This is a genomic window from Citrobacter sp. RHBSTW-00524, assembly GCF_013747755.1.
GTDB classification, from domain to species: Bacteria; Pseudomonadota; Gammaproteobacteria; order Enterobacterales; family Enterobacteriaceae; genus Citrobacter; species Citrobacter braakii.
Genome location: NZ_CP056421.1, coordinates 2274979 through 2288213, shown reverse-complemented (window position 1 = coordinate 2288213; position 13235 = coordinate 2274979). Strand labels below are relative to the sequence as shown.

The window sequence follows — 13235 nt, the reverse complement described above, 5'->3', positions numbered from 1 at the left end:
CAATGGAGTATTAATATCGGGAATGGTTTGCGCACAAACGCTGAATAATAACCTGAACGACGATGGTGTTATTAATGGCGCAGCGCAGCTCGTGGGGGTCAATTTGTATCTCGACGTCACCTTAAATGGGAATCCCGTTGGGCTGGTGCATTTGGGTTACGATAATGGAAAGCTCTATGCAGGGGCAGATACCCTGCGAAAAATGGGCTTTCGCTTTGCGCCTGACGCCACTCACGCCGTCTGCCTGAACGATATCCCCGAGCTAACCATTGACTATAACGTTCAGTTGCAAACGCTTTCGCTTACTGCGCCACTCAGTTCACTCGATCTTGCGACCACGCAGCTTAACTCCCCCGTAGAGACCGCGCCGACGGCGACAACATCACGCGGAGCGCTGCTCAATTACGATATCTATACCCAACAGGGGGATGAAAGCGCAATAAATACCTTCAGCGAATTCCGCGCTTTCAATGCTGCAGGCGTGCTCAGCACCACCCAGTTGACGCAGTATTCCACCGAGGAAAATGCGGATAACAGCGTTGAGCGACTCGATACCAGCTGGCGTACGTCATTTCCCGAAACGATGCTGGCGGTAACCGTTGGCGATACCCTGACCAGTTCACTTATCTGGTCCCGGCCGACGCGTATCGGCGGCATTCAGATAGGAACCGATTTTGGTTTGCGGCCCTATATGCCAACCACCCCGCTCCCTGCATATCTTGGCTCCGCGACGTTGCCGTCAAACGTTGAGCTGTACGTCGACGGCGTCAGGTACTACAACGGAGAAGTCCCCGCGGGTAGCTTTCAGATCAACACAATGCCGAACATCAGCGGCGCGGGAACGGGTCAGGTGATGATGACGGATGCGCTGGGCAGAACGAGCGTACAAAATTTTTCGTTCTACAACGATCAGCAACTCCTGCGGGAAGGATTAACTGCCTGGTCTGCAGAACTGGGTACGGTACGCGAAAACTATGGTTACTCCTCTTTTGATTATGCCAGCGCACCGGTACTGAGCGGTACATGGCGTCGTGGGTTTAGCAATACGTTCACCGCCGGGACTCACGCTGAAACCAGCGATGGACTGATTAACGCGGGCTTCAGTAACGACTGGATCCCAGGCACCCGCAGCGGCACGTTTTCGACCTCAGTTGCCGCAAGTACCGACGCAGGAAAGAACGGTTTTCTGTACAGTTTTGGTTACCGTTGGTCCGGCGAACGGTTTAATTTCAGTACCAGTACGACGGCCACTTCCGGTGATTATCATGATGTCGCCACCCATTATGGCGAGCCGCCACCGACGCTTAACAGCAATACGGTCATTGGCTATTCGCTGGAAGCTGCCGGTAATGTCAGCCTGAGTTACCTGCAGTTTCGTTATCCGCACGAAAATGCGGTGCGCTACGCCAACGCCAGCTGGTTCAAATCGATTACCGACAACATTTCACTGAATGCCGGATTCAACCAAAACATCGACGATAACCGCGATCGCAGTCTCTATCTGATGGTGACAATGACCACTGATAACAATCTCAGTGCCAGCAGCACCCTACAACGTACCAATGATGAGACCGGCTACCAGCTCAACGCCAGCCTGACGCCTCCTGCCGACGGCGGTTGGGGCTGGAATCTGGCCGCCAGTCAGCAGGCTTCCCGGCAAAGCGGTCAGGGAGAAGTGGGATATCTGGGGCGTTATGGTAAAGCGTACGCGGGATTCAGCCGTTTACCGGATAACCACTACGGCTACGCAGGCGCCACCGGATCGCTTGTTACCATGGGAGGCGGCCTGTTTGCTGCACGTGAAATCAACAATGGCTTTGCCGTCGTATCAACTGACGGCATTCCTGACGTCCCGATTAAATTACAAAATAACCTGATTGGTCGCAGCGACGACCAGGGGCTATTGCTGGTCACGCCGCTGAACAGTTATCAAAAAAACCTGATCAGTATTGACCCAATGGATCTCCCCGCCAATATGCGGATCGCGCGCGTTGAGACGAATGCAACGCCTGCCGATCGTTCCGGTACATTGGTTAGCTTTGGCATTACCCCGGTACGCGCTGCGCAGGTCATCCTCGTCGACAATCAGGGTAAACCCATTCCCGAAGGCAGCATGGCATACGCCATCAGCGGAGCAGGACAATCGTCTGTCGTTGGTTTTGATGGGATGACCTGGTTCGACACGCTGGAACAGCACAACGCGCTACGCGTTGAGACAGACACCGGCAGTTGTCGCGTGCAATTTGACTATCCCGCTTCCGCAAAGGGGATTGTGCAAATAGGTCCACTGGTTTGCCGGCCACACTAACAGGAGTGCGCTCATGAGGTTAAGGCATCTGTTACTCATCGCAACCGTACTCTTTTGTCCGGCGATTAGCCATGCCGTAACCTGTTCGGTGAGCAATGTACAACCCATAAATTTGGGCTCAGTCAATCCGCTGTCTGCGACAGGCGCAACGTCATCAATGACGTTCAACTACACCTGCACCAAAGAGCTTGGCGACGCGCTGGCAGGGATCAACCTCTGTTTTAATATTGGCGCCTCAGCCGTCAGTGGCCAGGTGACACCTCGAAATATGTCATTAAACGGAACACCTGCCAGAACGCTGGCATACCAGCTTTACCAGGATGCCGGGCACACCAAAGTCTGGGGGAGTCAGTATCAGTCGGGAACGACTTTTCCAATGGTACAGCTTAATCTGCTGAATCTGACGCCAGTGACGGGCTCACTCACGGTATCAGCACAGATTGTCACGCCACAAACCTCAGCGGTCCCCGGAAGCTATCAGGATAGCTATACGGCGGCGACAGCCCTTGTCACCCTCAATCCTGGATTGCTTTTCCCGCCGACCACCTGTGGCGATACCGTTGCCGCCAGGCTTCCCTTCACCGTATCGGCGACGGTCAGCAAACAGTGCAATATCACCTCTGCAACCAATATTAGCTTTGCGCCCGCCGGCGCGACCGGGCGTAACCTAACGGCTTCAAATACCGTGGGCGTAGCATGTTCCAATAACACGCCTTACACCATCGGACTTCAGCCCTCTAACGGCAATACGGCAGGCAGCGGCGTGATGGCCGGCACGGGGTCAAATACGGACAAGGTCCCCTACCAGCTTAGCTCGACGCCGGGGCCGTCCGGAACGGTTTGGGGCAATTCATCGCTCAATACTGTCGCGGGCAACGGTACGGGAACCACCACCACCTACCCGGTTTACGCCACCGTTCCCAGCGCGAACTACACGCCTGACAACTATGCTGATACCGTTACCATCGCCGTGACCTACTGACCCCAGCTTAATCGCAATAAAGCAAATACATTTTATTATCATATTATTTACTTTTAGAGGTGCGTCATAAATCTGACAAATTGCGATTTTTATAAATCATGCATATTAAATTACCCAGCCAGCAAAATAACCGAAATATCAGCACGATAAGAGAATAACTATTCACTTCTCAGCTAAAGCCCACACGCTTCATGCCGATAAATCGTGTTAGCCGGACAGGCCATTCTATGAAATAAATGTTAAATTTAGGTTCATATGGTGTGATTCACTGTATACCACGGCCAAATTAAGAACATATTACTTTTATAACTAAGGTTTATCATGGATAAGTTATCTTACGCTTCAGATAGCAGCACATCTGCCTGGAATACCTACCTGCAACAAATCGAGCGTGTGGCCCCTTACCTGGGCGAACTTTCCCATTGGGTGGATACCCTGCGCCACCCAAAACGCGCGCTGATTGTCGATATCCCGGTGCAGATGGATGACGGTACTATCCGTCATTTTGAAGGGTATCGCGTGCAACATAACCTCTCCCGCGGGCCGGGCAAAGGCGGTGTGCGTTATCATCCTGATGTTGATCTTAATGAAGTGATGGCCCTGTCCGCATGGATGACCATCAAATGCGCAGCGTTGAACCTGCCGTACGGCGGTGCGAAAGGTGGCGTGCGCGTCGATCCGTTCTCGCTTTCCGAAGGTGAACTGGAGCGTTTAACCCGCCGTTATACCAGCGAAATCGGCATTATCATCGGGCCGCAGAAAGACATTCCTGCGCCGGATGTGGGGACTAACGGAAAGGTAATGGCCTGGATGATGGATACCTACTCCATGAACCACGGCACCACCGTGACCAGCGTGGTCACCGGTAAACCTATTCACCTCGGCGGCTCGTTAGGCCGTGATAAAGCCACCGGTCGTGGTGTTTTCGTCAGCGGTCTGGAAGTGGCGCGTCGTGCCAACATCGACGTTGAAGGCGCTCGCGTAGCGGTGCAAGGTTTTGGTAACGTCGGCAGCGAAGCCGCCCGCCTGTTCGCGGCAGCAGGAGCACGCGTGGTCGCGATTCAGGATCACACCGCAACGCTGTTTAACTCAACGGGTATCGACATGGCCGCGTTGTCTGCTTGGCAACTGGAGCACAAACAGATTGCCGGTTTCCCGGGTGCTGAAACCATTGCCAGCGAAGCCTTCTGGAGCCTGGAGATGGATATTCTGATCCCGGCCGCGCTCGAAGGCCAGATCACCCGTCACCGCGCGGAAACGCTGACCTGTAAACTGGTACTCGAAGGCGCTAACGGCCCAACCTATCCGGACGCCGACGACGTTCTGGCAAGCCGCGGTATCGTGGTTGTCCCAGATGTTGTTTGTAACGCCGGCGGCGTAACCGTCAGCTACTTCGAATGGGTTCAGGACATGGCTAGCTTCTTCTGGAGCGAAGAAGAGATTAACAATCGCATGGACAAAATCATGACCGATGCGATGGTACACGTGTGGGAAAAAGCGGCAGAGAAATCCTGCTCACTGCGTACGGCAGCCTACATTGTTGCCTGCGAACGCATTCTGCTGGCACGTAAAGATCGCGGAATTTATCCGGGCTAACGCCGAAATCGACCATGTCTACAAACCACCTGCTCTGCAGGTGGTTTGTTTTCCATAAACACCCGTGAATCAGCTTCCCGGCTAAATACGGCCCAACCTCTCATTTTCGCTGTTTTATGCACCATGACGTTCCAATACGGAACATTATTATGTTGCTACGTTTCGTATTGAAACGCCCATTACAGCAATTTTCTTTTGCCAACCCGTGTGCAAAATTACCTTATCGGCAGCGAGCAGTCGCCGTGGCGTTGTATAACCCGATACCCTACATCAGATGCCTGCCCGAATCTGGCAGCCATCCAGGACTGTCTGCGGAGCATAAATAATGAAAAAATTGATTAACCGTGTTGAAGACGTACTGACTGAACAACTCGCCGGGCTGGCGAAAGCGTATCCTTCCCTGGCACTGCATCAGGATCCGGTATATGTCACCCGCGCAGATGCGCCGGTAATGGGCAAAGTGGCGCTGCTTTCCGGCGGCGGCAGCGGACACGAGCCTATGCACTGCGGCTATATTGGTCAGGGCATGCTCTCTGGTGCCTGCCCGGGTGAAATTTTTACCTCACCCACGCCGGATAAAATGTTCGAATGCGCCATGCAAATTGATGGCGGCGAAGGCGTACTGCTGATCATCAAAAATTACACCGGCGATATTCTTAATTTCGAAACCGCCACCGAGCTGTTGCATGAAAGCGGCGTCAAAGTCACCACCATGGTAGTGGATGACGACGTGGCGGTGAAAGACAGTCTGTATACCGCCGGTCGTCGTGGTGTGGCGAATACCGTATTGATCGAAAAACTGGTCGGCGCTGCCGCCGAACGCGGTGACTCACTGGAAGTCTGTGCGGCGCTGGGTCGTAAACTGAATAACCAGGGCCACTCCATTGGGATAGCCATTGGCGCCTGTACCGTTCCGGCCGCCGGACAACCGTCGTTCACGTTGCAGGATAACGAAATGGAGTTTGGCGTGGGTATCCACGGGGAACCGGGCATTGACCGCCGCACCTTCACTTCCCTCGATCAGACCGTTGATGAAATGTTCGATACCCTGCTGGAAAACGGCAACTACAGCCGTACGCTCCGCCACTGGGACAACGTTCAGGGCGCGTGGCAGGAAGGCAAAGAAAGCAAACGCGCGTTGCAAAGCGGCGATCGCGTCATTGCGCTGGTCAATAATCTCGGTGCGACGCCGCTGTCAGAACTCTTCGGCGTGTATAACCGCCTCGAAAGCCGTTGCCAGGACGCCGGCATCGTCATTGAGCGCAATCTGATCGGTTCTTACTGTACCTCTCTGGATATGACCGGCTTCTCAATCACCCTGTTACAGGTGGATGACGACACGCTGAGCTTATGGGATGCACCGGTTCACACCCCTGCTCTCAACTGGGGTAAATAAGGAGATACATGATGTCCCTCAACAGAACACAAATTGTTAACTGGCTCTATCGCTGCGGTGAGATCTTCACCACCGAAAGTGATTTTCTCACCGGTCTTGATCGGGAAATTGGTGATGCCGACCACGGTCTGAACATGCACCGCGGCTTTAGCAAAGTCGTCGAAAAGCTGCCGTCCATCGCCGATAAAGACATTGGTTTTATTTTGAAAAACACCGGCATGGTGCTGCTCTCAAGCGTCGGGGGGGCCAGCGGTCCACTGTTTGGTACCTTTTTTATCCGCGCCGCCCAGGTGACCCAGGCTCATCAAAGCCTGACGCTTGAAGAGTTGTATCAAATGATTCGTGATGGCGCAGAAGGTGTGATTAGCCGCGGTAAAGCTGAACCTGGCGACAAAACCATGTGCGATGTCTGGCTGCCGGTAGTGGAATCTTTACGCCAATCCTGCGAGCAAAAGCTGAGCGTGCAGGCGGCGCTGGAAGCGGCAAGCCAACAAGCGGAAGCAGCAGCGCAAAGCACCATCACCATGCAGGCCCGCAAAGGCCGCGCCAGCTATCTCGGTGAGCGCAGCATTGGGCATCAGGATCCCGGCGCAACGTCCGTAATGTTTATGATGCAAATGCTGGCTCAGGCGTCCAGAGAGTAAGGATAAAGCGATGGTAAACCTGGTTATTGTTTCTCACAGCGCCCAGTTGGGCGAAGGCGTCGGCGCGCTAGCCCGGCAGATGTTAATGGGTGATGGTTGCAAAATCGCTATTGCCGCAGGCATTGACGATCCTGAGAATCCGATTGGCACCGATCCTATCAAGGTGATGGAAGCCATTGAGTCCGTGGCCGATACGGATCACGTGCTGGTGATGATGGATATCGGTAGTGCGCTACTGAGTGCGGAAACCGCGCTGGAACTGCTCGATCCGGCCATTGCCGCCAAAGTACGTTTGTGCGCCGCGCCGCTAGTCGAAGGCACGCTCGCCGCAACGGTTAGCGCTGCCGCAGGTGCTGACATCGAGCGGGTCATCTGTGATGCCATGAACGCCCTCGACGCCAAATGTGAGCAACTGGGTTTACCTTCGCCATCTGCAGCAAAGCCGACATCCGCCGAATTCGCGCCCGATGCAGATGCTCATTCAGTGGCCATTGTGGTGAAAAACCCAAACGGCATTCATGTGCGTCCGGCTTCACGGCTGGTTTCCGCGCTGTCTGGCTTTAACGCCGATATGTGGCTGGAGAAAAATGGCAAGTGCGTCGTCCCTGATAGCCTGAATCAGATTGCCCTGCTGCAGGTACGCTGTAACGACACGCTGCGCCTGATTGCCAAGGGCGAACAGGCAGAGGATGCGCTGGCCGCATTCAAACAGCTGGCGGCTGAGAATTTTGGTGAATCACTCGAGCCCGCGCATGCTGATACCGTGGTGACGAAGGTTCCCTCACAGGTCACGGGGACAGCATTCTGTTACACACCGTTCTCACCACAGGTAAGCCAGCAGCCTGTAGCCTCACTCCAGATTGAGCAGCAACGGTTACGGGTCGCTATCCAAAGCACGCTGAACGACTTAAGCGAGCTAACCGCGCTTGCAGAAGAGAGATATTCCGCAGATATCGCCGCTATTTTCTCCGGTCACCACACGCTGTTGGACGATCCGGATCTGTTCGATATGGCCTGCGATCTAATGCGTGAAACGCAGTGCAGCGCGGCCTGGGTCTGGCATCAGGTGCTGAGCGATCTCAGCCAGCAGTATTTACAGCTCGACGATCCTTACCTGCAGGCGCGATACATCGATATTGAAGATTTGTTGTCTCGTTCACTGCAGTATTTGACGGGAGAGACTGCACAAATTCCCGCATTCATCCGCCCCACTATTTTGGTCGCGGAGGTCATCTATCCTTCTACGGTGCTGCAACTCGATCCGAAGACCATCAAAGGCATCTGCCTGCGAGACGGGAGCGAAGCGTCTCACCCGGCGATTATCGCCCGTGCAATGGGGTTATGTTGGTTGTGTCAGCAAGGCGAGGCCATCGAGAGTATCACGATGGGTGATACCCTGACCCTTGACAGCGTGGCCCAGCGGATAACCCGCGCGGGCTGATGTCGGTTGCACGCCCTTTCCCGACAAAGGGTGTGCATCTTTTCGATTCGCGTCGGGAAATGTCTGTTTATTCGCAAAATGGGGCGTCGATCACGCGCAACGGTCGATCCTGAACTAAGGTTTTCTCATGGTAAATGCCGCTGCTTCGGCACACCCTAAGGAGATTAACCGATGATAACGCCTGCAACTCGCCATCCAGGCCTGCTCTCTGTTGCAATAAAACTGACGCTCGCAAGCACCTTTTTTGCCCTTTCCTCTTTTGCCGTCAACGCCGAGGACGCGCCAACCGCAACGCCTCAGCCGCCTGATATTTTGCTTGGCCCACTGTTTAACGATGTACAAACGGCCAAACTGTTTCCTGACCAGAAAACCTTTGCTGACGCCGTTCCTAACAGCGATCCATTAATGATCCTTGCCGATTACCGGATGCAGAAAAATCAGTCCGGATTCGACCTACGTCATTTTGTGAAAGTGAATTTCACCTTGCCGAAAGCCGGCGAGAAATACGTCCCCCCTGCCGGGCAATCGCTGCGCGAGCATATTGACGGACTGTGGCCGGTACTCACCCGTTCGACAACCGACGCTGAAAAATGGGACTCTCTGCTGCCGCTCCCGGAGCCGTATGTCGTGCCTGGCGGGCGTTTTCGCGAAATATATTATTGGGACAGCTATTTCACCATGCTGGGGCTTGCCGAGAGCAATCACTGGGATAAGGTCTCCGACATGGTGGCAAACTTCGCTTACGAGATTGATTCCTGGGGACACATTCCTAACGGCAACCGCACCTACTATCTGAGCCGTTCTCAACCGCCATTCTTTGCCTTTATGGTGGAACTGCTGGCGCAGCATGACGGGGATGACGCGCTGAAAAAATATCTCCCGCAGATGCTCAAAGAATACACCTACTGGATGGAAGGCGTCGAAACGCTCCAGCCCGGTCAGCAGAATAAGCGCGTGGTTAAACTGGATGACGGCACCATTTTGAATCGCTACTGGGATGACCGCGATACGCCGCGGCCAGAGTCCTGGGTGGAGGATATCGCCACAGCGAAAAGCAATCCGAACCGACCGGCCACAGAAATCTACCGCGACCTGCGTTCTGCCGCCGCGTCGGGTTGGGACTTTAGTTCCCGCTGGATGGATAACCCCAATCAACTAGGCACCCTGCGCACCACCAGCATCGTTCCGGTCGATCTCAATGCGTTGATGTACAAAATGGAAAAGATGATCGCCCTCGCCAGCAAGGCCGCCGGGGATAATGCCAAAGCTGCACAATATGAAGGCTTCGCAAATGCCCGACAAAAAGGGATCGAAAAGCACCTGTGGAACGACAAAGAAGGCTGGTATGCCGATTACGATCTGAAGAGCCACAAAGTACGTAACCAACTCACGGCCGCCGCCTTGTTCCCGTTGTATGTCAATGCAGCAGCAAAAGATCGCGCCAGTAAAGTGGCCGCGGCAACCCAGGCGCATTTGCTGCAACCCGGCGGCCTGGCCACCACGTCGGTGAAAAGCGGCCAGCAGTGGGATGCTCCCAACGGCTGGGCACCGCTCCAGTGGGTCGCCGCATCGGGATTACAGAATTACGGTCAGGATAACGTCGCCATGGACGTGACCTGGCGATTCCTCACCAACGTGCAGCACACCTACGATCGTGAGAAAAAGCTGGTTGAAAAGTATGACGTGAGCAGCACAGGCACTGGCGGAGGCGGCGGCGAATATCCGTTGCAGGATGGTTTTGGCTGGACCAACGGCGTAACGCTTAAAATGCTCGACCTGATCTGTGCCAAAGAAAAGCCCTGTGACAGCGTGCCCGCATCGCGCCCGGCCCCGGCAAGTACCACGCCAGTCGAGCCTAAAAAACAGGCTCAGCCGACGTCTTAACGCCGTTACCTGAAGCGTTTTACTCCCCGAATCCGCGCTGCGTCGCGGATTTTTTCTGGCTTCTATTCCGCCATTCCTGTTGTCTCTACGCCATCTAGCCCTTATGGGGTATTCCGGGTTTTCATCCGTGAGAAATTGATTCTGAACATGTTTTTATTCGCTGTATATGTAAATATATAGCGATTTTATCACCTTCAGGATAACAATTATGCCACTGACAAGACGGATGTTTGCCCAGCTTGTGGCATCTGCACTGCTGCTACGCCATCTTCCCGCCTTGGCTCAAACGCCGCTAACCGTTGCCGTTGGAGGCCACCCAGCGCCAGAGGCGACCCAACGCGTGGTCAGCGCAGGCGCACCCGCCGACATGCTGCTGCTGGCCGTCGCGCCGGAAAAACTGGTTGGTTTTTCATCCTTTGATTTTTCTCATCAGACCGCCATCCCGTTTCACGAAGACATTCGGGCTTTACCGAAACTGGGCAAGCTGGCGGGGCGCGCCAGCACACTCTCGCTTGAAGCGCTACTGGCGCTTAAACCCGACCTGGTGATTGACTGCGGCAATGCCGATGAAACCTGGCTTTCTCAGGCCAGACAAGTGAATGCGCAAACGCAAATTCCCTGGCTGCTGATTAATGGCGAACTCCGGCTCAGCCCGCAACAGCTACTCGCGGCAGGTGAAGCGCTGGGAGTCGCAACACGGGCCAGGACTGAGGCCAAACTGGCCCAGCGTTTTATTGATGAAGCCCTCGCGTTTTCACACTCTCCCGCAGCAAAGCTGTGTTTTTATGCCGCGCGCGGCGCCCGCGGACTTGAAACTGGATTACAAGGTTCATTGCATACCGAAGCGGCAGAACTACTGGGATTACACAATGTGGCGCAAATTCCTGGGCGGCACGGGCTGGCGCAGGTTTCAATGGAAAACCTGTTGAGCTGGCAGCCCGATATTATTCTGGTACAGGATGCCATTACGGCACAGTACCTGCGAGAAGATCCCGTCTGGCAAGGAGTCAAAGCGGTTGCCGATCGGCGCATTCTGTTTCTCAGCGGCCTGCCGTTTGGCTGGCTGGACGCGCCTCCCGGCATCAATCGCTTGCTGGGGTTACGCCGTCTGCATGCCTGGCTTGATCCACAGGTTGAAGCGGGCTTTAAAACCGATATGCAGCGCTACAGTGAACTGTTCTGGCACACCACGTTAAGCGACGCACAGTATCAACAACTGGTGAGCGTCTGATGAAAACATCTACCCTCGGTTTTCTGATGATTACGACGGTGGTGCTTTGCGCGAGCATCGCCGCGGTGTCGGGTGCTTATCGCCTCGATGCACAACAGGTCGTGGATCTTATTGCAGGCAGGGATAGCGTCCCGATGCAGGACAAAATCGTCTTCTGGCAAATCCGACTGCCACGCATTCTGGCTGCATTGTTACTCGGCGCAGCGCTGGCTGGCGCAGGAACCACTTATCAGGGAATGTTCCGTAACCCACTGGTTTCGCCGGATATCCTCGGCGTGGCGGCCGGTGCCGGTTTGGGCGCCTGTACGGCAATCCTGCTGGGGCTACCAATCCTGTTTATTCAGCTGTATGCGTTCACTGGCGGTTTGTTAGTAGTCGCCGGTGTCTGGCTGATCACCCGGCGAGTCAAGCGTCACGATCCAGTGTTAACGCTGGTGCTGGTCGGGATTGCGCTGGGTACGGTCTGCGGCGCGGGAATTTCGCTCATCAAAACGCTGGCCGACCCGTATACCCAACTCCCGTCGATCACCTTCTGGCTGCTCGGCGGTTTATCGACAATTACTCTGCACGATCTGTGGTTCTCAGCACCGCTGATCCTTGCTGGACTGGTCCCGTTATTGCTGCTGCGCTGGCGCATGAACCTGCTCACCCTGTCGGATGATGAAGCCCGATCGCTTGGGATCAACGTCTCCCGACTGCGGCTGGGACTGATCGTCTGCGCAACGTTAGTCACCGCCTGTACCGTCGCCATTGCCGGCATTATCGGCTGGATTGGACTGGTGGTGCCGCACATCGGCAGACTCCTCAGCGGGAATAACCACCAGCAGTTACTGCCGGTGTCCATGGGGATCGGTGCCATTTTACTCCTGCTCACCGACACCCTCGCCCGCACGCTGAGCCGCACGGAAATCCCGCTGGGGATCCTGACTGCATTTATTGGCGCACCGTTCTTTTTGCTGCTTTTGCTGCGGGGAAACCGCCCATGACGCTATTACTCGTGCGCCACGCGTCGCTGGGATACCACAGTAAACAACCCGTGTTACGCGATATCTCCTTTCAGGTTTCGCCCGGTTCTGTCTGTTGTCTGATTGGTGCTAACGGCAGCGGTAAAACCACCCTGATGCGCACCATTCTCGGCGTTCTTCCGCCGCTTCACGGTGACATTCTGCTTGATGGCGTCGCGGTGAATCATCTCAGCGATCGGGAACGCGCCGCAGCCATCGCCTGGGTTCCTCAGGCGCACGACGGCGCGTTTGCCTTCACTGCGCTGGACATGGTGATGATGGGACTGGCCCCGCAACTGGCGGCATTTGCGGTTCCCGGCGCTAAAGAGCGTGAAATTGCGCATCAGCAACTGGCAATGCTGGAGATTTCTCACCTGGCACTTCGACGCTGGAACACCCTGAGCGGCGGCGAACGGCAACTGGTGTTGATCGCTCGCGCGCTGGCGCAACGCCCGCGTCTTTTATTGCTGGATGAACCCGCATCCAGCCTTGATTTTGGGCATCAAATCCGTCTGCTCGACACGCTGGTGACGCTGAAAAATTCCGGTATGGCCCTGCTGATGTCGACCCATCATCCGTTGCACGCCCGGGCAATCGCCGACAGCGTGGTACGGGTTGAACCAAACGGCGAGGTGTCGCAGGGGCTGCCTGAACATCAGCTCGCCGCCGACCGCCTGGCCGCGCTATATCGCGTTACACCGTCACAAATTACCCACCATCTTTATGGTTCACTCAATTAAGGAATATTC

General features: G+C 55.1%; 10 protein-coding genes. All 10 read left to right on the top strand.

Features of this window, described 5'->3' with window-relative positions:
• Window positions 1–22 precede the first annotated feature (22 nt).
• The 10 genes from HV229_RS10980 (at window position 23) to HV229_RS10935 (ending at window position 13226) form a co-directional block, all read left to right on the top strand.
• Complete coding sequence (locus HV229_RS10980) at window positions 23–2308, top strand: fimbria/pilus outer membrane usher protein (RefSeq protein WP_181547555.1); 2286 nt, start codon at window positions 23–25, stop codon at window positions 2306–2308.
• A 13-nt stretch (window positions 2309–2321) separates the two neighbouring features.
• Window positions 2322–3290, top strand: coding sequence for a spore coat protein U domain-containing protein (locus HV229_RS10975; RefSeq protein ID WP_053389079.1), 969 nt, complete (start codon window positions 2322–2324; stop codon window positions 3288–3290).
• Window positions 3291–3611: 321 nt separating this feature from the next.
• The gene (locus HV229_RS10970; protein ID WP_016153352.1) at window positions 3612–4886 is read left to right on the top strand and encodes a Glu/Leu/Phe/Val dehydrogenase; all 1275 of its coding nucleotides are present in this window, start codon (window positions 3612–3614) and stop codon (window positions 4884–4886) included.
• 325 nt (window positions 4887–5211) lie between these two features.
• Window positions 5212–6282, top strand: a complete 1071-nt coding sequence (gene dhaK, locus HV229_RS10965; RefSeq protein WP_016153353.1) for a dihydroxyacetone kinase subunit DhaK — start codon at window positions 5212–5214, stop codon at window positions 6280–6282.
• 11 nt (window positions 6283–6293) lie between these two features.
• Window positions 6294–6926, top strand: a complete 633-nt coding sequence (gene dhaL / locus HV229_RS10960) for a dihydroxyacetone kinase subunit DhaL (protein WP_016153354.1) — start codon at window positions 6294–6296, stop codon at window positions 6924–6926.
• A 10-nt stretch (window positions 6927–6936) separates the two neighbouring features.
• On the top strand, window positions 6937–8367 hold the full coding sequence (dhaM, locus tag HV229_RS10955) for a dihydroxyacetone kinase phosphoryl donor subunit DhaM (RefSeq protein ID WP_181547553.1): 1431 nt from the start codon (window positions 6937–6939) through the stop codon (window positions 8365–8367).
• 171 nt (window positions 8368–8538) lie between these two features.
• Window positions 8539–10251, top strand: coding sequence for an alpha,alpha-trehalase (locus HV229_RS10950; RefSeq protein ID WP_181547551.1), 1713 nt, complete (start codon window positions 8539–8541; stop codon window positions 10249–10251).
• Between the two features lie 208 nt (window positions 10252–10459).
• Window positions 10460–11482: an ABC transporter substrate-binding protein gene (locus HV229_RS10945; protein ID WP_181547549.1), complete on the top strand. Its 1023-nt coding sequence runs from the start codon at window positions 10460–10462 to the stop codon at window positions 11480–11482.
• Complete coding sequence (locus HV229_RS10940) at window positions 11482–12468, top strand: iron ABC transporter permease (protein WP_075848680.1); 987 nt, start codon at window positions 11482–11484, stop codon at window positions 12466–12468. Before HV229_RS10945 ends, HV229_RS10940 begins: the two co-directional genes overlap by 1 nt.
• Window positions 12465–13226 (top strand): ABC transporter ATP-binding protein, encoded by a 762-nt coding sequence (locus HV229_RS10935; RefSeq protein WP_131346189.1) that lies wholly within the window; start codon window positions 12465–12467, stop codon window positions 13224–13226. Before HV229_RS10940 ends, HV229_RS10935 begins: the two co-directional genes overlap by 4 nt.
• Window positions 13227–13235: the final 9 nt, after the last annotated feature.

Coding starts and splice junctions, on each gene's coding strand:
- dhaK (WP_016153353.1), top strand. CDS start 5,212: ATGAAAAAATTGATTAACCGTGTTGAAGACGTACTGACTGAACAACTC.
- HV229_RS10980 (WP_181547555.1), top strand. CDS start 23: ATGGTTTGCGCACAAACGCTGAATAATAACCTGAACGACGATGGTGTT.
- HV229_RS10935 (WP_131346189.1), top strand. CDS start 12,465: ATGACGCTATTACTCGTGCGCCACGCGTCGCTGGGATACCACAGTAAA.
- dhaL (WP_016153354.1), top strand. CDS start 6,294: ATGTCCCTCAACAGAACACAAATTGTTAACTGGCTCTATCGCTGCGGT.
- dhaM (WP_181547553.1), top strand. CDS start 6,937: ATGGTAAACCTGGTTATTGTTTCTCACAGCGCCCAGTTGGGCGAAGGC.
- HV229_RS10975 (WP_053389079.1), top strand. CDS start 2,322: ATGAGGTTAAGGCATCTGTTACTCATCGCAACCGTACTCTTTTGTCCG.
- HV229_RS10940 (WP_075848680.1), top strand. CDS start 11,482: ATGAAAACATCTACCCTCGGTTTTCTGATGATTACGACGGTGGTGCTT.
- HV229_RS10950 (WP_181547551.1), top strand. CDS start 8,539: ATGATAACGCCTGCAACTCGCCATCCAGGCCTGCTCTCTGTTGCAATA.
- HV229_RS10970 (WP_016153352.1), top strand. CDS start 3,612: ATGGATAAGTTATCTTACGCTTCAGATAGCAGCACATCTGCCTGGAAT.
- HV229_RS10945 (WP_181547549.1), top strand. CDS start 10,460: ATGCCACTGACAAGACGGATGTTTGCCCAGCTTGTGGCATCTGCACTG.